Source organism: Aestuariimicrobium soli (assembly GCF_051192575.1).
Lineage (GTDB): Bacteria > Actinomycetota > Actinomycetes > Propionibacteriales > Propionibacteriaceae > Aestuariimicrobium > Aestuariimicrobium soli.
The window spans coordinates 65,961-85,041 of record NZ_JBPJSQ010000006.1; the positions used below are offsets into that span (position 1 = coordinate 65,961).

A 19,081-nucleotide genomic window follows, 5' to 3' on the forward strand; every position below is an offset into this window, starting at 1 on the left:
CTGGCTCCATGAGCGACGCCGCCGTCACCGCCGACACCATCGCCCGCATCGAGACCTTCCTGGTGGCCCCCCGCTGGCTGCTGGTCAGGGTCGAGACGACCCAAGGACTCATCGGGTGGGGAGAGGCCACCTGCGAGGGCCGTTCCGAGACGGTGCGCACCGCCGTGCACCAGCTCGCCGAGCTCGCGATTGGCACCGATCCCGGCCGCATCGAAGACCTCTGGCAGGTGCTCACCAAGGGGTCCTTCTACCGCGGTGGCCCGATCCTCGCCAGCGCCGTGTCGGGCATCGACCAGGCGCTGTGGGACATTCTCGGCAAGCGCCTCGGCGTGCCCGTGCACCAGTTGCTGGGCGGCGCCGTCCGCGACCGCATCCGCATCTACGGGTGGATCGGTGGGGACGAGCCCGCGGGCGTGCGTGAGGCCGCCACCGCCGCCCGCGAGTCGGGCCTCACCGCCATCAAGATGAACGCCACTGCGGCCCTGGGAGGCCTGCCCAGTGGGGCCGACATCGGCGCTGCCGTCGACCGAGCCGCCGCGGCGCGCGAGGCTATGGGCCCCAACGGTGACATCGGCATCGACTTCCACGGGCGGGTCTCGTTCCCCGCCGCCCGCCTGTTGATCAAGGAACTCGAGCCGGTGCGTCCGATGTTCATCGAGGAGCCGGTGGTGCCCGAGAACAGCCACCTGTTCGCCGATCTCGTCGCCCACACTCACCTGCCGATCGCCACCGGGGAGCGGCTCTACTCCCGCCAGGAGTTCCTGCCCGTGCTGGCGGCCGGGGTCGCGGTCGTGCAGCCCGACCTCAGCCACGCGGGCGGCATCACCGAGACCCGCAAGATCGCTTCGTTGGCCGAGGCCCACGGCGCCCTGCTCGCCCCCCACTGCCCGCTCGGACCGATCGCCCTCGCGGCCTGCCTGCAGGTCGGTTTCGCCACCCCCAACCACGTCATCCAGGAGCAGTCCCTGGGCATCCACTACAACCGCGACGCCGACCTGCTCGACCTGCTGCTCGACACCACGCCGCTCACGGGACGCGACGGCTTCCTCGAACGCTGGGACTCCCCGGGCCTCGGCATCGAACTGGACGAGGCCGCCATCCGCGAGGCCGACCGCTCCCCCCACGGCTGGCGCGGCCCCATCTGGCGCCACCGCGACGGCTCGTTCGCGGAGTGGTGACCATGCCCGACGACCTGCTGCAGACGCTCACCCGCACCGGCCTGTGTGCCATCATCCGGTGCCGCGAGGCGGGGCACGCCGCCACCATCGGACGAGTGCTGCTGGCGGCCGGGGTCGAGGTGCTGGAAGTGGCCCTGACCACGCCCGATGCCGCCGAAGCCATCGCCGACCTGGCCAGCGCACACCCCGAGACGTGGGTGGGGGCGGGCACCGTGCTCACCCGCGCCGATGCCGGGCGCGTGGCCGACGCGGGCGCACGCTTCACGGTCACCCCCGGCCTCTGTGAGGGGGTGGCGGCCTCCCGGGAGCTCGGCCTGCCGGTCCTGGCCGGCGCCTGGACGCCCAGCGAGGTCATCGCGGCCCATGCCGCCGGCGCGACGGCCGTCAAGATCTTCCCGGCCAGCTCCGGCGGCCCCACGCACCTGAAGGCGCTGCGCGACCCTCTGCCGCAGGTGCCCCTGCTGGCGGTCGGCGGCGTCGGCCTGGCCGACATCGCGGCCTATCGTGCGGCCGGCGCGTTGGGGTTCGGCATCGGCTCGCCGCTCGTGGGTGACGCCGCCACCGGCGGCTCGCTGCACGAGCTCGAGGCGCGCGCGCGAGACTTCGTCCGGGCGTGTCGACCATGATCAACTCGAGCTTGCCCACCGTGTGGACCATGGGTGAGACCATGATCAGCCTGCGAGCGGGCGGCCCGGCCGCGACCGCCCCCACCTGGACCACCCATGTGGCGGGGGCCGAGTCGAACGTCGCCATCGCCCTGGCCCGACTGGGCCACCCGGTGCGCTGGTACTCGCGGGTCGGTGACGACGCCTTCGGGCGGTTGATCGTCCGCGAGCTGACGGCCGAGGGGGTCGAGGTGGCCGCCGAACTCGACCCCGATCGTCCGACCGGGCACATGTTCCTCATGCCGACATCGTTCGGCTCCAGCGTCGACTACCACCGCGCCGGCTCGGCGGCCTCGGCCCTGCGACCCGAGCCGGCGGTGGCCGACCTGCGTGCGAGTGCGCCCTCGCTGGTGGTGCTCTCCGGCATCACCCCCGCCCTCGGGCCCGACGCCCGCGAGGCGACGCTGGCCGTCGCCAGCGCCGCCCGTGCGCTCGGCTGCGACGTCGTTCTCGACGTGAACCATCGGACGAAGCTGTGGTCGCGCGAGCAGGCACGCCCCACCCTGCGGGAACTCGCCGCCCACGCCTCGGTCGTGGTCGGATCCCCCGACGAACTCACCCTGATCGCCGACTCCCCCGCCGCAGCCCTGGAACTGGGACCGTCGCTGGTGGTCGAGAAGCTCGGGGAGCGGGGCTGCCGCGTAACCACCCATGACGGCGCCACGGAGGTGCCCACCATCGCGGTGCCCGAGGTCGACCCGGTCGGCGCCGGCGACGCCTTCACCGCCGGCCTGGTGTCCGGGCTGCTGGAGGGGCTGTCCCCGGTCGAGGCGGCTCGGCGCGGCACCCTGCTGGGCTGCGCGTGCGTGCGCCACCGCGGCGACTGGGAGGGCCTGCCAACCCGGGCCGAACTCCAGGCGGAGCTGGCCCGGCGCGACCGGGGGTCGTCCGACGACGTCAGCCGCTGAGCCTCAGTTGCCCAGCCTCAGTCGCCCAGCCTCAGTTGCCCAGCCTCAGTCGATCGGGTAGCCCCCGACCGCACCCTCGGTGTTCGGCAGCCACCCCAACTCGGGCGCCACGAACTCGGCGAACGACTCCAGCAGGTGCAGGTTGTACGCCACGCCCAACTGCGCGGGGATGGTGATCATCAGCGTGTCGGCGGCCATCACGGCGGCATCGTGGCGAAGCTGCTCGACCAGCTCGTGCGGTTCGCCGGTGTAGGTCTTGCCGAACGTCGACCGCATGCCGTCGATCACCCCGATCTGGTCGGACGAACCGCCGCCCAACCCCATGCCGATCAGCTCACGATCCTCGTCCGTGGTCACGGGGACGATCGACCGGCTCACCGAGACCCGCGGGGTCCAGTCGTGACCGGCGGCCTTCCACGCGGCCCGGTAGGCGTCGATCTGCTCGGCTTGCAGGTCACCGAATGCCTGGCCGGTCGCCTCGGTGAGCAGCGTGGAACTCATCAGGTTGACCCCCAGCTCGGCGGCCCATTCGGCGGTGGCGCGGGTGCCGGCGCCCCACCAGATGTGGCGGGGAAGGTCGTCCGAGCGCGGCTCGATGGCCAGCCGCTGCCCGGGGCCGAACTGGCGGGGGTCCGCGTCGACCACGGTCTCGCCACGGATGGCCGCCATGAACTGCTCGAACTTCGCGCGCCCGAGATCGGCACCGCGGGGGTCGTCGGAGCCGGTGTAGCCGAACGCCTCCCAGCCCCGCAGCGCGGGCTCGGGCGATCCCCGACTCACGCCGAGCGCCACGCGCCCGTCACTGAGCAGGTCGAGCGCGGCCGCCTCTTCGGCCAGGTAGTAGGGGTTCTCGTAGCGCATGTCAATGACTCCGGTGCCCACCTCGATGTGGCGGGTGGTGGCCGAGATGGCGCTGAGCAGCGGCATCGGCGAGGCGGCCTGCCGGGCGAAGTGGTGCACCCGGAAGTAGGCGCCGTTGACCCCCAATTCGTCGGCGCCCTGGGCGATCTCGACGGCCTGGTGCAGCATTTCGCGGGCGTCGTAGCCGCGGGGCGCGTAGTGACCGAAACTGAGGAATCCGAAAGCCTTCACGCTGCCTCAACGCCGGCCCCGGGGGCGGCATTCCGGGCCGTCACCGTGGCACGTGACGCAATCGTGACTGCTCGACACGGCAAGCCCACCCCTGGGGGGCGTATCGGTGTCGAGCAGTCGCGATTGCGTCATGGATAGGCTCCACCCATGAGTGAAGAGCTCCGCACGCCCGAACCCATCCGGCTGGGCCAGTTCGTCAAGTTCGCCGGGCTCGCCGACACCGGTGGCCAGGCTCGGGAGTGGATCCAGGCTGGTCTGGTCACGGTCGACGGCGAGGTCGAGACCCGCCGCGGGCGCCAGCTCGCCGACGGCATGCGGGTCGCCGTCACCATGCCCGACGGCTCCACCCTCGAGGCGGTCGTGGGCGACGAGGGCGACGAGGGCGACGACCTGCCTTGGTGATGCCCGACCCGGGCACCTGCCACCCCACCCCACCGACCGAGCGTTGAGACGGCTCGGGTCATCGTCCGAACAACCTCTGGCACCAGGCCGCTCGTGCGTGGTCAGATGAGCCATGCGCGTCCAGGACATCCTCAGCAACAAGGGCTCCCAGGTGCTCACCCTGCCCTCGAGTGCGACCGTGAGTGAGCTGCTCGAGGTGCTGGCCGATCATCGGGTCGGCGCCGTGGTGGTGGTGGACGACGACCGGGTCGTCGGCATCGCCAGTGAGCGCGACGTCGTGCGGCACTTCCGCGCCGGCGCCCCGGCCGACGCCGCCGTTGCCACCCTGATGACCAGCGAGGTCGTCACCTGCACCCCCGATGACGACACCCGCTCCCTCGCCGAGACCATGACCGCCGGACGATTCCGCCACCTCCCGGTGGTGGTCGACGGCCAGCTGAAGGGCGTGGTCAGCATCGGCGACGTGGTGAAGATTCGGCTGGACGAGCTCGAGGCCGAGCGCGATCACCTCGAGCGCTACGTCAACAGCTGACCTCCGCCACCACACCGACCTGCTGGGGACGAACGTGACTCCGGCCACCCCGAGGATCTCGGAGTGGCCGGAGCCGATGGAGGGAGGATGAGCTCAGTCGAGCGCGACCACGGTCACCGCTTCTGGGCCGCCATCCACTGCCACAGGTGCTCGCCGTCGACCTGCGGATCGTTGTGGGCGACGTAGATCCACGACCAGTGACCGGCGTACTGGTAGCCGTTCCAGGTGACGTTCTCGTAGAGCGACAGCCGCGCCTCCGGCACCAGCCCGGCCACCCGCATCGTGTTGGGGAGGTAGGGCAGCGTGGTGTCGTCCTTGGAGTGCACCAGCCAGGTCGGCGTGGACCGCACCTTGATCAGGTCGGCATCGGTGAAGAAGTTCCGCGTCGCAGCGCAGCAGATCGGCACGCCCGCCGCGAAGAAGGTCGGGTAGTCCGACTCCATCTTCAACGTCATGTAGCCACCGTTCGAGCACCCGAGCACGCTGATCCGCTTGGGATCGACGTTGTGCTTCTTCACCAGCTCGTCGATCAACGCCTTGATCTGCGGCGCGAACAACGGACCGTTCGACATCCAGGCCGACACGCACTGCGGGGCCACCACGTAGGCGCCGCCGAAAATGGCCTGCGCCTCGGGCGTCGCGAAGCCCAGCGCACCACGGTTGGCGCGCAACTGCGCCTCGTTGGTCTGCCGGGTGCCCATGCCGCCCTCGCCGCCGCCGTGCAGCCACACGACCAACGGGAACTTCTTGTTGCCGTTGTTCTTGGCCTTGTCGGGGGTGAACAGCCGGTAGTTCATGCCCCCGGCCGAGGTGCCGTAGCTGAACGCGTCGACCTCCGGGCTCACCAGGTCGCCCTGCACGAAGGACGAGATGGTGGCCTGGCGGCCGTTCTTGAGGCGGATCGGCTGGTTCTGCGTGATGGTGTAGACGAGGTCGAGCTCGACGTTGCGGCCGGTGTTGAGCAGGTAGCCCAGGGTGCCGCCGCCCGTCAGCCCCTCGGCGGTCTCGAGCTCGAGGGTGATCACCCGCTTGTTGTCGATGCTCGCCGAGGTGACGGAGCGGTCGAGGTCGTACTCCGAGAAGATCAGCCCACCATTGGGGATGGGGCTGGTGGCCTTCGCGTGCACGGTGAAGGTGCCGGTGGTGATGCTGGCCGGATCGATCGGCCCCAGCGCGCTGGCGTCGAACGAGACCGAGCTGACCTGCTCGCCGCCGTCGAGCACCGTGGCGTTGAGCGTGAACCGCACCGAGGCGGTGGTGGACGGCGCCGCCAGGGCGGAGGCCGCGACCCCTGCGAGCGGCACCGCTGCGACGGTTCCGAGCACGGCGCGACGGCTGAGGGAGGAGAGGGACTGGGACATGGGTACAGACTCCTTCGTCTGGATCACCCCGCTGACAAGGCGCGATGCATCGCACGGCCAGGTGGCGGCAGTGGTGGGAGAAACATGGGGGCAGTAGGGATGGGAGAAAGGACGATCCCTCGGGCGAGCATTCACCCAGCTGGCATCGAAGGCGGCTCCGCTCCGGTGCGGGCCGTCACAACACACGCGTGTCCCTGATCAGGTGACTTGAAGCCAACCATACTGAATGGTTGCTCAGCAATAGGTTTGCTGAAAATGTCCGCCGGACGATCAGCGGCTCGGTAGCGCCCGCTGCCCCCGGATGACCCGCCCCAGGTGCACGGCCCCCGACGTCTCGGCGGTGAACACTCGTCCGCTGGCCGCCAACTGCGCCAAGGCGGCGTCGCGCTGCTCCCCCACCCGCTCGACGGTCGCGCGCAGACGCTCGATCTCGGCCTCCATGTCGAGAATGCGCTGGATGCCCGTCAGGTTGATGCCCTCGACCTGCGACAGGTGCTGGATCAACCGCAGCCGCTGCACGTCGCGCATCGAATAGCGCCGACCCCGCCCCTTGGCCCGCCTGGGCTGGACGAGCCCCAGCTTGTCGTAGCCCCGCAGGGTCTGGGGGTGCATGCCCGCGAGGCCGGCCGCGACGCTGATGGAGAAGATCGGCGCGTCGCGGTCGACCAACTGCGGCACCTGCGTGCTCATGGTCAGACCCCGAACAGGCTGCCGCGCGGGTTGCTCACCCCGGCGGCCTTCTCGTAGTCGGCCAGGGCGCGCTTGGCCTCGTCCGACAGTTCGGTGGGCACCTGCACGTCGACAGTGACCAGCAGGTCACCCTTGCTGCCGTCGGACTTCGACACACCCTTGCCGCGCACGCGGAAGGTGCGCCCGTTGGGCGTGCCCTCGGGCACCTTCAGCTTCACGGCTGCCCCGCCGAGCGTGGGCACCTCGATGGTGGCGCCCAGCGATGCCTCCGAGAAGGTCACGGGCACCTCGATGGTGAGGTTGTCGCCGCTGCGCCCGAACAGTTGGTGGGCGCGCACGTGCACGATCACGTAGAGGTCACCGGCGGCGCCCCCGTTCTCGCCGGGCGACCCCTTGCCCTTGATGCGGATGCGCTGGCCGTCGGAGACCCCGGCGGGAATGCGGACCTGCATCGTCTTGGTCGACCGCCCACGCCCGGACCCATGACAGACCTGGCAGGGGTCGTCCACGATCAGCCCGCGCCCCTTGCAGTCGCGGCAGGGCTCCGACACCGAGAACACGCCGCCCGACTGGGTGGCGGTCATGCCCGAGCCGTGGCAGGTGGTGCACACGCGCGGCACGGTGCCGGCCTTCGCCCCGGTGCCCCGGCACGCCTCGCAGGCCTGCTCGGAGACCATCTGCACGCCGACCGTGGTGCCGTCGATCGCCTCGTTGAAGGCGATCGTCACCTCCCCCTCGACGTCGGCACCGCGGCGGGGGCCTCGTCCGCTCGGACGACGGGCACCCCCACTGGCCTGGTTGAACAACCCGCCGAAGAGATCCGAGAAGCTCTCGCCCTGCCCGGTCGCGTGCCGGAACAGGTCGTCGACCCCACCAGCACCGGGCGTGGACGACCCACCGCGCGGGAAACGGAACCCGCCGCCGCCGAACAGCGAGCGGGCCTCGTCGTACTCCTTGCGCTTCTTGGGGTCCGAGAGCACCGTGTTCGCCTCGGAGGCCTCCTTGAACTTCTTCTCGCGCTCCTTGTCACCCGGGTTCTGGTCGGGGTGGTTCTCGCGCGCGATCTTGCGGAAGGCCTTCTTGATCTCCTCGGGCTTGGCGTCCTTGGAGACACCCAGCACCTTGTAGTAGTCCTTCTCGATCCAGTCCTTGGTACTCATTCGTGCCTCCTTCCAGGCTCAGGGAGTGGTCAGTTCGGTTCCGCGACGGCGACCCGCGCCGGACGAATGACGCGCCCGTGCAGCGAGTAGCCGCGCTGCATGACCTGCGAGACGGTGGTCACCTCGATGGCCTCGTCCATGGGCACCTGCATCAGCGCGTCGTGGTGCTGCGGGTCGAACGCGTCGCCCACGGCCCCGAACGACGACAGACCGTGCTTGCCGGCGACCTTCTCGAGCTCGTCGGCGACCAGCTTGAAGCCGCCCCCGAGGTCGTCGTGCTGACGGGCCATCTCGATCGAGTCGAGCACCGGCAGCAGTTCCTGCACGACCGACTCCACGCCCGCCTGGCGCGCGTGCGCACGGTCGCGGTCGACGCGCTTCTTGTAGTTCACGTACTCGGCCTGCAGACGCTGCAGGTCGGCGGTGCGCTCTCTCACCAGCGTCTCGAGCTCCTGCTCGCGACTGGGTGCCGGCTCACCGGCGGCCTCGTCGGTGACCTCGCCCTCGGTCTGGCTGGCCTCCTGCTGGATCAGGTACTGCTCGGCCTCGGCGGCGATGTCGCCCTCGGGTCGGTTCTCTTCGCTCACTTCGTCATCCTCCTGTGGCGCCCCATGCGCCTCGAAATCTGCCCACGTCGATCTTGCCCCATGCGCCACCGGGGGTGGAGGGTCAGACCTCCACCCCCGGGGCGGTTCCGGGTCACCGACGGTGTCGATGGCCCGCGGGTTCTCAGTTGTTCGAGGTGCCGTCGGCCGGCTTGTCCTCGTCCACGATCTCGGCGTCGACCACGTCGTCGTCCGAAGACGACTCGCCGTTGTCAGCCTCGGCCTGAGCGTCGGTCTGGGCATCGGACGAGCCCTCGGCCGCCTGGGCCTCGGCCTGCGCCTGGGCGTACATCGCCTGACCCATGGCCGAAGCCTTGGTGTTCAGGTCGTCCATGGCTGCCTTGACCGCATCGTCGTTGTCGGTGCCCTTCAGGGCCTCCTTCAACGTCTCGAGGGCCTCGGTGACCGGCTGCTTCACGTCGTCGGAGATCTTGTCGCCGTTCTCGTTCAGCAGCTTCTCGGTGCGGAACGCCAGGGCGTCGGCCTCGTTGCGGGTCTCGACCGCCTCGCGACGCTTCTTGTCCTCCTCGGCGTGGGCCTCGGCCTCCTTGACCATGCGGTCGATGTCGTCCTTGCCCAGGGCCGAGCCACCGGTCACGGTCATCGACTGCTCCTTGCCGGTCGCCATGTCCTTGGCCGACACGTGCACGATGCCGTTGGCATCGATGTCGAAGGTGACCTCGATCTGCGGCAGGCCACGCGGGGCCGGCATCAGACCGGTGAGCTCGAAGTTGCCGAGCGACTTGTTGTCGCGGGCGAAGTCACGCTCACCCTGGAAGACCTGGATCATCACCGACGGCTGGTTGTCCTCGGCGGTGGTGAACACCTCGGAACGCTTGGTCGGGATGGTGGTGTTGCGCTCGATGATCTTGGTCATCACGCCACCCTTGGTCTCGATGCCGAGGCTCAGCGGGGTGACGTCGAGCAGCAGCACGTCCTTCACCTCGCCCTTCAGCACACCGGCCTGCAGCGAGGCACCCAGGGCGACCACCTCGTCCGGGTTGACGCCCTTGTGGGGATCCTTGCCAGCCAGCTCCTTGACCAGTTCGGCCACGGCCGGCATGCGGGTCGAACCGCCGACGAGGATGACCTGGTCGACCTGGCCGACCGAGATCTTGGCGTCGGAGAGCACCGCGTTGAACGGCGCCCGGCAGCGATCCAGCAGGTCCTGGGTGAGGCGCTGGAACTCGGCGCGAGTCAGCTTCTCGTCCAGGTGCATGGGGCCCTCGGCACCGGCGGTGATGTAGGGCAGGTTGATGGCGGTGTCCTGCGCGGACGACAGCTCGATCTTGGCGCGCTCGGCCGCCTCCTGCAGGCGCTGGCGGGCCATCTTGTCCTTCGACAGGTCGACGCCGAACTTGTTCTTGAACTGCGTGACGAGCCAGTCGACGATCCGCTGGTCCCAGTCGTCGCCACCGAGGCGGTTGTCGCCCTTGGTGGCCTTCACCTCGAAGACGCCGTCGGAGATCTCGAGCAGCGACACGTCGAAGGTGCCACCACCGAGGTCGAAGACCAGGATGGTCTGCTCAGTGTCGCCCTTGTCGAGGCCGTACGCCAGCGCGGCGGCGGTGGGCTCGTTGATGATGCGGTCGACGGTCAGACCGGCGATCTCACCGGCCTCCTTGGTGGCCTGACGCTCGGCATCGGAGAAGTAGGCCGGCACGGTGATCACGGCGTTGGTGACGGGCTCACCGAGGTAGGCCTCGGCGTCGCGCTTGAGCTTCTGCAGCACGAAGGCCGAGATCTGCTGGGGCTTGTACGACTTGGAGTCGATCTCGATCGACCAGTCGGTGCCCATGTGGCGCTTGACCGAGCGGATGGTGCGGTCGACGTTGGTGACGGCCTGGCGCTTGGCGACCTCGCCGACCAGCACCTCGCCACCCTTGGCGAACGCGACGACCGACGGGGTGGTGCGGGCACCCTCGGCGTTGGGAATGACGGTGGGTTCGCCACCTTCGAGCACGGCGACGACGGAGTTGGTGGTTCCGAGGTCGATACCGACTGCACGAGCCATGGTGTTTCCTCCAGATGTTCGGGGTTGAAGACGTACTTGAGTCTTGCTGGCTCAACTCTAGGACGCCCCGGGGTCGAGGGCAAATGGAAGTTGAGCGCACCAGACTCAACCCTGGGAAGATCAGGGTTGTTCCCGGGTTCCGGGGTCGCCTGTTGGCGCGTGTGGGTCGACGGTCGGGCGGTCAGACAGCGGACGAGCGCGCCGGCCCCGTGGAGCCGCGCACCGTCAGCGAGGTCACCGTCGCAACCGTCTCGGGCGTGGCCCGCGGATCGGCCAGCCGACGCTCGATGGCGGCCAGGGTGGCCGCCACGGTGACATCGACGTGCTGACGCACCGCCGTCAGCGAGAGGTACGAGATCGCGGCCAGGTTGCTGTCGTCGTAGCCCGTCACCGACACCTGACCGGGAACGTCGACCCCGGCCTGCGCGAACACGGTCACCAGCGCGGCCCCCACCTGGTCGGAGCAGCCGATGACGGCCGTGGGCAACACGTCGCGAGCCAGCAGCGCCCGGGCGGCCTCGGCACCGGACTCCTCGAGGAACCCGACGGACACCACGTCGATCTCGTCGGCCAGCCCCACCGCCCGCATGGCGTCGCGGTAGGCCTCGGCGCGGTCGGCGCCGACCAGCCCACCCACACCACCGGCGTAACAGATGGCGCGGTGGCCGAGCCCGGTCAGGTGCTCGACGACGAGCCGCAGGCCGAGCACGTCGTCCGCGTGCACCGCGTCGGCGCGCGGGTCACCGGGGCGCTCCCCCAGCCAGACGACGGGCATGGTCGCCAGGGCGTGCTGCAGCGACGGCGAACTGGCGTCGGGGTTGAAGCAGGCCATGGCCTCGACCCGGAACTCGAGCAGTTCCTGCACCACCACCTCGGTCGTCCGATGGGGGGTGACCGGTGCCAGCTGGACGCGGAAACCGGCCCCTTCGGCCGCCTCGAGCAGGCGTTCGACGACCCGGGCCTCGAAGGGGTTGCGGGCCTCGAACAGCACCCCGATCGTGCGGGTGCGCGCCTGCCGCAGCAGCTGCGCGGCGAGTTGGGGTGGTAGTCGAGCTGGGCGGCGGCGGCGAGCACGGCCTCGCGGCTGGCATCACTGGGCCCCGGCTTGCCCCCGAGCACCAGCGAGGCCAACTGTCGTGAGACCCCGGCCCGCTCGGCGACGTCGCGCATCGTGGCGCGGCGAGAGGCGGCAGTCATGCCCCCATCATGCCGGTGATCGCCCGCCGCGGCGCCGGTCGGCTCGCCGCGGGTCGGCGTCTCAGCGCGTGCCGAGCTCCACGTCGTCGGGGCTCGAGCCCACCCGCCGGTTCTCGTTGAGGGACGAGAGCGCCGCCACGGCAGCCTCGTCCAACCGCCCGGGGGTCAGGGGGTCGGGGGGAAGCAGGTCGAGCGCACCCGCGTTCTCGCGGAGCCGCTCGACCGAGGTGGTCTTGGGGAAGACGACGTCGCCGCGGTGCAGGTGCCAGGCCACCACCAGTTGCGCGGGGGTGCAGCCGAGGCGCTGGGCGTGAGCGACCACGGTGGGATCGGTGAGCACCTGGCCCCGTGCCAGCGGCGACCAGGCCTCGGTGACGATGCCGAGCTCGCGATGCAGGGCGCGGAGCGGCTCCTGGGTGAGGTAGGGGGTCACCTCGACCTGGTTGACGGCGGGCACCACACCGGTGGCGTCGACGATGGTGCGCAGGTGTTCGGGCTGGAAGTTCGACACCCCGATGGCGCGGGCCCGGCCGTCGTCCACGAACTCGGCGAGGGTGCGCCAGGTGGCGACGAAGTCGGTCGTGCGCGGCATCGGCCAGTGGATCAGGTACAGGTCGACCCACTCGACCCCGAGCAGGTCGAGGGAGCGCGCGAAGGCCGCCCGGGCCGCGGCCGGTTCGTGGTCGGGGTTGTCGAGCTTGGTCGTCAGGAAGTACTCCTCGCGCGCCAGCCCGCTGGTGGCGAGCGCCCGGCCCACCTCGCGCTCGTTGCCGTACATGGCGGCCGTGTCGATGTGGCGGAAACCCACCTCCAGCGCGGACGAGACCGCGGGCCCCGTTTGCTCGGGGGTCAGCTTGTAGGTGCCGAACCCGAGTTGGGGCACGGTTCGTCCGGTGTTCAGGACGACGATGGGCACCGGGAGCGCAGCGCGGATCACCCGCCCATTCCACCACGAGGTCCGTGGTCGCAGCAGGTTCGGACCCGGGTCAGACCTGATCCGACCCGCCGAGGCGGCAGGCTGGCGGGCATGACTCCTCGTACCCGACGCGCGGCGCGCCTCGGCCTCGCCCGCCTGCTCACCGTCGCCGCCCTGACGTGCACCTCGGTGGCGATGCTGACGGGGTGCTCCGGGGTCGGCCGCGCCCTCACCGGCGGCCAGCCTGGTGCGAGTGCCCAGACCGATGACACCGCCGAGGACGACAGCCCCGAGGGCATCGTGCGCAGCGGCCAGCGTGGCTCGGGAAAGTTCAACGTCGCCCAGCTGTCGATCCCGCCGGCCAAGCGGGGCAGCCGGGTCATCCGCTACGTGGTTCGCGTCGAGCAGGGGGTGCCGATCAAGCCGAACGATGCCGGACGACAGATTCAGGCGATCCTCGATGACCCCCGCGGCTGGAAGTCGACGCGGACGAAGCCCACGGCCGGGTCGTCGTTCTGGTTGGTGAGCGATCCACGCGACGCCGACTTCACGATCAGCATCGCCGCTCCCCCGACCGTTGACGCTCTGTGCCCCCTTGACACCGGCGGCATCTGGAGCTGCGACGACGGACAACACGTGCTGATCAACTCCGACCGCTGGCAGTTCCTCACCCCCACATACAGCGATCCCACCGCCTATCGGGCCTACATGATCAACCACGAAGTCGGGCACTTTCTCGGGTTGGGCCACGCGGAGTGCGCAGGGGCGGGGCTCACCGCGCCGGTGATGATGCAGCAGAGCAAGGGTCTGAAGGGCTGCGTGGCGAATCCGTGGCCGACGCGGTCCAATTCCTGACCCGGCCCCACTCCTGACGGCCCCGCATGTCCAGGCCCGGCGGCTGACGTCGTCCTGCGCGTGTGAGATGCGCGCCCGAAACGGGGTTCGTGGCTCATCTGGGGAACGAACCCCGTTTCAGATGCGCATTTCACACACTTTCCTGCGCTGACGGCCCTCGAGCGGGTTTTGCGACACGGGCGACACCCTCCTCGGAGCACTGGCGATGCACCGCTAGCCTCGGGGGCGAGTCGCCGACCCGCTCCGAAGGAGTCCTCATGGCCGTCCACTCGCCCTGGCCAAAGGTGGCCATGGCAGCCCTGCTGGTGTGCCTGAGCGCCTGCGCGACGGCCACGTCGGTGGGGAATCCGCCCGCGAATCCGACTCCCAGCTGGACTCCTCCCGCATCCTCGGCACCCACCACCTCGGCATCGGCAGCAACGACCGCGGCGAGCGCTGCAGCGACGACCAGTGCCTCCTCGGCCACCCAGCGCAGCAGCAAGGCACCCACACCCGGAGCGCCCTCCACTGGGAGCGACGGCATCGTCCGCTCGGGCACGAAGTCGACCGGAAAGTTCGACATCTCGACCCTGAACCTCGCGCCGGTCAGCAAGGGGGCGCGCACCGTCCGCTACGTCGTGCGGGTTGAGCAGGGAACCGGCATCAAGGCGGACGAGGCCGCCCGCGAGGTGCACGCGGCCCTCAACGACAAGCGCGGCTGGATGGGCACCGACATTCCCCAGTCACGCGGCGTGCGGTTCGAACTGGTGAGCGACGCCAAGCGCGCCGAACTCACCCTCACCATCGCCGCGCCCCCGACCGTCGACAAACTGTGTCCGCTGGACACCAAGGGAGTCTGGAGCTGCGAGGCCGGCGAGACGGTGCTGATCAACTCTGACCGATGGCTCCACCGCACCCCCACCTACACCGACACGGCGGTGTACCGCGCCTACGTCGTCAACCACGAGGTGGGGCACTTCCTGCACCTGGGGCACAAGCCGTGCCCCGGCAAGGGCCAGCCCGCCCCGGTGATGATGCAACAGAGCAAGGGGTTGGGCGGCTGCGTCGCGAACGCGTGGCCGGCCACGTCGCCCTGAGCGTCAGCTCTCACCGACGAGGAACCTGCCCGGCATCACCCAGGGGCAGGTCACCTCGACCACGGGCTTGCCGGAGAGGTGGATCCCCGGGCCGCTCGTCCACCGGCTGATTAATCACAGGCTCGGCTTGCCATAATGGTTTAGGTGAGCCTAACCTCATGGACATGAGCTCCACAGCGGCCCCCGGCACTGCGCCCTCGTCCGTCACCCGCGCCCTGCGCGCCACCAACGTGCGCCTGGCCTACGGCAGCCACACCGTGGTGCACGAGGCCAGCCTGCAGGTGCGCGCCGGCGAGGTGCTCGCGCTCGTGGGCCCGAACGGGTCGGGCAAGTCGACGCTGCTGCGCGGCATGGCCCGCCTGCACGGACTCGAGGCCGGTGAGCTGCACCTGGCCAGCAACGGGAGCGAGCAAACCGAGGCCCAGCACCCCGAGAGCGTGCACACCGAGGCCCAGCACCCCGAGGCCCTGCTCGACTGCATGGCGCTCTCCCCCAAGCAATTCGCGACCCGGCTCGCCATGCTCACCCAGCATCGCCCGACCCCGGCCGGCATGACCGTCCGCGAGATCGTCGGGCTGGGCCGTCACCCCCACAAGTCCCGCTGGATCGGCGCCGACCCTCACGGCGAGGCGGCCGTGCAGCGCGCCATGAACCTCACCGGCGTCGAGGACCTCGCCGACCGCGCCATCGACGAACTCTCCGGTGGCCAGGTGCAGCGCGTCTGGCTGGCCAGTTGCCTCGCCCAGCAGACCCCCGTGCTGCTGCTCGACGAGCCCACCAATCACCTCGACCTGCGCTACCAGTCAGAACTGCTCGACCTGATTCGCGACCTGGCCGACGACCACGGGGTCGCCGTCGGGGTGGTGCTCCACGACCTCAATCAGGCCGCCACCGTCGCCGATCGGGTGGCCCTGCTGGTCGACGGCGCCATCGTCGCCGAGGGCACCCCCGCCGAGGTGCTCACCCAGAAGGCGCTCACCCGCGCCTACCAGACCCCCATCGAGGTCGTCCTGCACGACGGACGACCGCAAGTGCGCCCTCTGCCCCGGTGCGCCACGCGCCAGCGGCTCGAAGACGCCATCGGCCGCCCGGCCACCACGTTGTCGGCCTGAGCCCGACCCGCCTTCCCCACTCCCACTCCGCCAGTCCCAGCACATCCCAACCCGAGGAACACCCATGTCGTTGACCCGTCGCGCCCTTTTCGGGGCCACCGCAGGCCTCTCGGCCACCGCCCTGCTCGCCGCCTGCGGCACCACCGAGGCCGCCCAGCCGAACGCCACCACGGCGACGACGGGTGCGTCGTCCGCCGGTTCGTCGAGCGCACCCATCACCGTCACCGACTCCCGCGGCAAGACGATCACCCTCGACAAGCCGGCCACCCGCGTGGTCGTGCTCGAGTGGGGCCCGACCGAGGATGTGCTCACCCTCGGCGTGCAGCCCGTCGGCGTGGCCGACGTCAAGGGCTTCACCAGCTGGGTGACCAGCCAGAAGCTCACCGGCGACCCGATCGACGTCGGCATGCGCTCCGAGCCCAGCCTGGAGTCGATCGCCAAGGCCGAACCCGACCTGATTCTCGGCGTGGAGGGCTCGGTGCCCGACACCGCCCTCGCCCAGGCCGAGAAGATCGCGCCCGTCGTGCTGCTGACCGGAGCCAAGGCCTCCGACCCGCTCGGTCAGGTGAAGAAGAACTTCACCGACACCGCCCTGCTGCTCGGCAAGAGCGCCGAGGCCGAGACCATCTGGCAGGCATTCGAGTCGCACATCGCCGACTCGAAGTCGAAGCTGGTCTCGGTGACCACCCCCTACGTGTTCAGCTACGTGAACGTGCAGGGTTCGGCCGTCGACGTGCGCATGCACTCCGACCGCTCCGTTCCGGGCGCGGTGGGCAAGCTGCTCGGGCTCACCAACGCCTACACCGAGCCCGGTGACGACGGCTGGGGCATCGGCTCGCTCGATCTCGAGGGCCTGACCAAGCTCGACCCGACCCTCACCTTCCTGAACTGGGCCAACGGCACCACCGACTCGACCACCCAGTTGGCCAACAACGCCGTCTGGAAGGGTCTGCAGTTCGTCAAGGACGGGAAGGTCAAGGCCGCCGCCAACGGCGTCTGGGTCTACGGCGGTCCCGCCTCGCTGACACAGTGGGTCGACGAGCTCGTCAAGCAGCTGGCCGCCTGACCCGGGTTCGCGTGCACCGACCCATGATCGGCATCGCCAGCGCCCGCAAGAGCAGCAGCGCGGCCGCCTCCAGCGCCACGCGGGCGCGGGCGTCGTCCGTCACCCCCCGCCCCCTCGACCAACGACAGGCCCGACGCCTCGCCGTTGCCCTGGGGGTGGGGGTGGTGGCCCTGCTCGCCCTCGCGGTGGTGCACCTCACCCAGGGCACTGCCGATGTCGGTCTGGTCGACGTGTGGCGGGCGCTCACGGGTCACGCCTCCGACACCGGACGAGCCGATGGCCAGACGGCCGACATCGTGCTCGCCTCCCGGTTTCCCCGACTGGCGGCTGGGCTACTCGTCGGGCTGGCTCTCGGAGCGGCCGGCGCCACCCTGCAGTCGGTGGCCCGCAACCCGCTGGCCTCGCCGGACACGCTCGCGGTGAACGCCGGCGCCTACCTGGCGCTCACGCTGGTGGCCGCCTTCGGCATTCAGTTGGGGCTGCTCGGCGGCACCGGCGTGGCCCTACTGGGTGGACTGGTCGCCGCGGCCCTCGCGTTCGTGCTCACGGGTGCCTCCGGTGATGCCGTCAGGCTCGTGCTGGGTGGTTCGGTGCTCACCATGGCGCTGGCGAGCGTCACCTCGGCACTGCTGCTGATCTTCTCCCAGGAGACCCAGGGACTCTTCGCCTGGGGGGCCGGCTCCCTCAGCCAGGCCGATCCTCACGCCTCGGTGCAGGCCGCGGTGGTGATCGGCGCCAGCCTGCTGGTGCTGATGCTGATGGGCGGGCAGCTGGATCTGCTCAACCTCGGTGACGACCAGGCCCGCACCCTCGGGCTCAACGTGCTGCGCACCCGCCTGGTGGCGGTCGTGCTGGCCGTGCTGTTGGCGGCCACCGCCGTGGCGCTGGCCGGGCCGCTGGGTTTCGTCGGTTTGTGCGCACCGGCCCTCGTCCGACTGTCGGGGCGATGGCTCAAGGGCTTGCACCGACACCGCTGGCTGATCCCCTTCGCCGGTCTGGTCGGGGCGCTGCTGGTGATCGGCTCTGACGTGGCCCTGCGCGCCGTGATCGGGGCCGGCGAGGCCGCCCGCATTCCCACCGGCGTGATCACCACCCTGCTGGGTGCGGTCTTCCTGGTCGTGCTCAGCCAAGGCATGCGCACGGGTCGCTCCGATGCGACCGCGATGGTCGGCCACGGAAGACCGCGACTCGCCCGGTGGGCGCTCGTGGCGACGCTGGCCGCGTTCGTCCTCGTCGTCGTGGGGGCCTCGTTGGCCCTGCTCGCCGGCGACGGCTGGCTGCTGATGGGCGATGTCTGGAACTGGGTCCTGGGGCAGGCCTCGGGTCGGATCACGTTCATGCTCGACACCCGGTGGCCCCGCGTGGCGGCCGCCGTGCTGGCCGGCATGGCGTTGGCGCTGGCCGGCACGCTGACCCAGGCCGTCACCCGCAATCCGCTGGCCGACCCCGGCCTGTTGGGCGTCTCGGCGGGTGCCGGGGCGGGGGCGCTGGCGGTCATCGTCGGGGCCTCGGTGCTCGCGGTACCGCTGACCGTCGGCTGGATCAACACGTTCGCCCTGGTGGGAGCGTTGGTCGCGGGTGGCGCGCTGATGGCGCTGAGTTCTCGCGGCGGCTTCGACCCCACCCGTCTGGTGATGGTGGGGCTCGGGCTTGCGGCGGGGTTCCAGGCGCTGTGCACGCTGCTGGTCGTCTCGACCGACCCGTGGAACCAGACGCGGGCCATCACCTGGTTGGGCGGCTCAACCTATTCGACGGTGGCCTCGAACCTGCCCCCGGTCGCCGCGTTGGTGGTGCTCGTGCTGCTGGGCGTGTGGATGTTCCGAGGCGATCTCGACCTGGTGCAACTCGATCCGGACACCCCAAAGCTGCTGGGCGTGCGCCAGAACTGGGTGCGCGGCGGGGCGCTGCTCGCCGCCGTGGCCCTGACCGGGGCGGCGACCGCCGCCATCGGGGTGATCGGCTTCGTCGGACTGATCGCGCCACACCTGGCCCGCCTGCTCGTCGGCCCCGACCATCGCCGCATGACCGGGCCCTCCGTGCTGCTCGGCGGGCTGGTGGTGCTGGGCGCCGACACCCTCGGCCGCACCGCCCTGGCCCCCGCCCAGCTGCCGGTCGGGCTGGTCTGTTCGCTGGTTGGCGCCCCGCTGTTCTGGTGGCTGCTGTTCGCCAATCGGGCCGTCAAGTGAAGGGCCGTCACGTGAGGCCGTCACCCACCCCTGCCCTCGTCCCCTCTCGCCCCCTGCCCCCCACCC

The 19,081-nt window shown here is 70.5% G+C and carries 18 protein-coding genes and 1 pseudogene; 10 read left to right on the plus strand and 9 right to left on the minus strand.

Annotation, left to right across the window (positions count from 1 at the left end):
* Positions 1–8 precede the first annotated feature (8 nt).
* Genes dgoD through ACSDQ9_RS07115 form a run of 3 tightly spaced genes read left to right on the plus strand, consistent with a single transcriptional unit; the run spans position 9 to position 2,751 of the window.
* The gene (gene dgoD / locus ACSDQ9_RS07105) at positions 9–1,178 is read left to right on the plus strand and encodes a galactonate dehydratase (protein ID WP_435145456.1); all 1,170 of its coding nucleotides are present in this window, start codon (positions 9–11) and stop codon (positions 1,176–1,178) included.
* A 2-nt stretch (positions 1,179–1,180) separates the two neighbouring features.
* Positions 1,181–1,804, plus strand: a complete 624-nt coding sequence (locus ACSDQ9_RS07110; protein ID WP_435145458.1) for a bifunctional 4-hydroxy-2-oxoglutarate aldolase/2-dehydro-3-deoxy-phosphogluconate aldolase — start codon at positions 1,181–1,183, stop codon at positions 1,802–1,804.
* A gap of 29 nt (positions 1,805–1,833) precedes the next feature.
* Positions 1,834–2,751, plus strand: coding sequence for a sugar kinase (locus ACSDQ9_RS07115; protein ID WP_435145461.1), 918 nt, complete (start codon positions 1,834–1,836; stop codon positions 2,749–2,751).
* Positions 2,752–2,796: 45 nt separating this feature from the next.
* Here the strand turns inward: ACSDQ9_RS07115 and ACSDQ9_RS07120 are convergent, their stop codons facing one another.
* Positions 2,797–3,843, minus strand: coding sequence for an LLM class flavin-dependent oxidoreductase (locus tag ACSDQ9_RS07120; protein WP_435145464.1), 1,047 nt, complete (start codon positions 3,841–3,843; stop codon positions 2,797–2,799).
* Positions 3,844–3,990: 147 nt separating this feature from the next.
* Between ACSDQ9_RS07120 and ACSDQ9_RS07125 the strand changes: the two genes are divergently transcribed.
* The gene (locus ACSDQ9_RS07125) at positions 3,991–4,245 is read left to right on the plus strand and encodes an RNA-binding S4 domain-containing protein (protein ID WP_435145467.1); all 255 of its coding nucleotides are present in this window, start codon (positions 3,991–3,993) and stop codon (positions 4,243–4,245) included.
* Between the two features lie 112 nt (positions 4,246–4,357).
* A complete protein-coding gene (locus ACSDQ9_RS07130; protein ID WP_435145470.1) occupies positions 4,358–4,777 on the plus strand; it encodes a CBS domain-containing protein in 420 nt (139 codons plus the stop codon).
* 113 nt (positions 4,778–4,890) lie between these two features.
* On the opposite strand, the gene ACSDQ9_RS07135 is transcribed toward ACSDQ9_RS07130, so the two are convergent.
* The 8 genes and pseudogenes from ACSDQ9_RS07135 to ACSDQ9_RS07170 form a co-directional block, all read right to left on the minus strand.
* Positions 4,891–6,138 (minus strand): prolyl oligopeptidase family serine peptidase, encoded by a 1,248-nt coding sequence (locus tag ACSDQ9_RS07135; RefSeq protein WP_435145473.1) that lies wholly within the window; start codon positions 6,136–6,138, stop codon positions 4,891–4,893.
* 270 nt (positions 6,139–6,408) lie between these two features.
* Positions 6,409–6,828, minus strand: coding sequence for a heat shock protein transcriptional repressor HspR (locus ACSDQ9_RS07140; RefSeq protein WP_435145475.1), 420 nt, complete (start codon positions 6,826–6,828; stop codon positions 6,409–6,411).
* 2 nt (positions 6,829–6,830) lie between these two features.
* Positions 6,831–7,988 carry a molecular chaperone DnaJ gene (gene dnaJ / locus ACSDQ9_RS07145; protein ID WP_435145478.1) on the minus strand — a complete coding sequence of 386 codons (1,158 nt, stop codon included), beginning with the start codon at positions 7,986–7,988 and terminating at the stop codon, positions 6,831–6,833.
* Between the two features lie 29 nt (positions 7,989–8,017).
* On the minus strand, positions 8,018–8,575 hold the full coding sequence (locus ACSDQ9_RS07150; protein ID WP_435145480.1) for a nucleotide exchange factor GrpE: 558 nt from the start codon (positions 8,573–8,575) through the stop codon (positions 8,018–8,020).
* A gap of 142 nt (positions 8,576–8,717) precedes the next feature.
* Positions 8,718–10,607, minus strand: a complete 1,890-nt coding sequence (dnaK, locus tag ACSDQ9_RS07155; protein WP_435145483.1) for a molecular chaperone DnaK — start codon at positions 10,605–10,607, stop codon at positions 8,718–8,720.
* Between the two features lie 181 nt (positions 10,608–10,788).
* Positions 10,789–11,598 (minus strand): LacI family DNA-binding transcriptional regulator, encoded by an 810-nt coding sequence (locus ACSDQ9_RS07160; protein WP_435145485.1) that lies wholly within the window; start codon positions 11,596–11,598, stop codon positions 10,789–10,791.
* Between the two features lie 56 nt (positions 11,599–11,654).
* Positions 11,655–11,804: pseudogene (locus ACSDQ9_RS07165) on the minus strand (LacI family DNA-binding transcriptional regulator); the annotation flags it as partial.
* Between the two features lie 61 nt (positions 11,805–11,865).
* Positions 11,866–12,741, minus strand: a complete 876-nt coding sequence (locus ACSDQ9_RS07170; RefSeq protein WP_435145488.1) for an aldo/keto reductase — start codon at positions 12,739–12,741, stop codon at positions 11,866–11,868.
* A 90-nt stretch (positions 12,742–12,831) separates the two neighbouring features.
* Between ACSDQ9_RS07170 and ACSDQ9_RS07175 the strand changes: the two genes are divergently transcribed.
* The 5 genes from ACSDQ9_RS07175 to ACSDQ9_RS07195 all read left to right on the plus strand — a co-directional run bounded on the left by ACSDQ9_RS07175 (position 12,832) and on the right by ACSDQ9_RS07195 (position 19,015).
* Positions 12,832–13,575: a DUF3152 domain-containing protein gene (locus ACSDQ9_RS07175; protein ID WP_435145491.1), complete on the plus strand. Its 744-nt coding sequence runs from the start codon at positions 12,832–12,834 to the stop codon at positions 13,573–13,575.
* Between the two features lie 257 nt (positions 13,576–13,832).
* Positions 13,833–14,651 carry a DUF3152 domain-containing protein gene (locus tag ACSDQ9_RS07180; RefSeq protein WP_435145493.1) on the plus strand — a complete coding sequence of 273 codons (819 nt, stop codon included), beginning with the start codon at positions 13,833–13,835 and terminating at the stop codon, positions 14,649–14,651.
* Positions 14,652–14,815: 164 nt separating this feature from the next.
* Positions 14,816–15,763 (plus strand): ABC transporter ATP-binding protein, encoded by a 948-nt coding sequence (locus ACSDQ9_RS07185; RefSeq protein ID WP_435145496.1) that lies wholly within the window; start codon positions 14,816–14,818, stop codon positions 15,761–15,763.
* A 64-nt stretch (positions 15,764–15,827) separates the two neighbouring features.
* Positions 15,828–16,829 (plus strand): ABC transporter substrate-binding protein, encoded by a 1,002-nt coding sequence (locus ACSDQ9_RS07190; protein WP_435145498.1) that lies wholly within the window; start codon positions 15,828–15,830, stop codon positions 16,827–16,829.
* 11 nt (positions 16,830–16,840) lie between these two features.
* Positions 16,841–19,015: an iron ABC transporter permease gene (locus ACSDQ9_RS07195; RefSeq protein WP_435145501.1), complete on the plus strand. Its 2,175-nt coding sequence runs from the start codon at positions 16,841–16,843 to the stop codon at positions 19,013–19,015.
* Positions 19,016–19,081 lie beyond the last annotated feature (66 nt).

What these genes read in the sequence shown, in the direction of transcription:
- ACSDQ9_RS07130 (WP_435145470.1), top strand. Translation starts at nt 4,358, where the DNA reads ATGCGCGTCCAGGACATCCTCAGCAACAAGGGCTCCCAGGTGCTCACC.
- ACSDQ9_RS07135 (WP_435145473.1), bottom strand. Translation starts at nt 6,138, where the DNA reads ATGTCCCAGTCCCTCTCCTCCCTCAGCCGTCGCGCCGTGCTCGGAACC.
- dnaJ (WP_435145478.1), bottom strand. Translation starts at nt 7,988, where the DNA reads ATGAGTACCAAGGACTGGATCGAGAAGGACTACTACAAGGTGCTGGGT.
- ACSDQ9_RS07190 (WP_435145498.1), top strand. Translation starts at nt 15,828, where the DNA reads ATGTCGTTGACCCGTCGCGCCCTTTTCGGGGCCACCGCAGGCCTCTCG.
- ACSDQ9_RS07185 (WP_435145496.1), top strand. Translation starts at nt 14,816, where the DNA reads ATGAGCTCCACAGCGGCCCCCGGCACTGCGCCCTCGTCCGTCACCCGC.
- ACSDQ9_RS07180 (WP_435145493.1), top strand. Translation starts at nt 13,833, where the DNA reads ATGGCCGTCCACTCGCCCTGGCCAAAGGTGGCCATGGCAGCCCTGCTG.
- ACSDQ9_RS07115 (WP_435145461.1), top strand. Translation starts at nt 1,834, where the DNA reads ATGGGTGAGACCATGATCAGCCTGCGAGCGGGCGGCCCGGCCGCGACC.
- ACSDQ9_RS07125 (WP_435145467.1), top strand. Translation starts at nt 3,991, where the DNA reads ATGAGTGAAGAGCTCCGCACGCCCGAACCCATCCGGCTGGGCCAGTTC.
- dnaK (WP_435145483.1), bottom strand. Translation starts at nt 10,607, where the DNA reads ATGGCTCGTGCAGTCGGTATCGACCTCGGAACCACCAACTCCGTCGTC.
- ACSDQ9_RS07175 (WP_435145491.1), top strand. Translation starts at nt 12,832, where the DNA reads ATGACTCCTCGTACCCGACGCGCGGCGCGCCTCGGCCTCGCCCGCCTG.
- ACSDQ9_RS07110 (WP_435145458.1), top strand. Translation starts at nt 1,181, where the DNA reads ATGCCCGACGACCTGCTGCAGACGCTCACCCGCACCGGCCTGTGTGCC.
- ACSDQ9_RS07140 (WP_435145475.1), bottom strand. Translation starts at nt 6,828, where the DNA reads ATGAGCACGCAGGTGCCGCAGTTGGTCGACCGCGACGCGCCGATCTTC.
- dgoD (WP_435145456.1), top strand. Translation starts at nt 9, where the DNA reads ATGAGCGACGCCGCCGTCACCGCCGACACCATCGCCCGCATCGAGACC.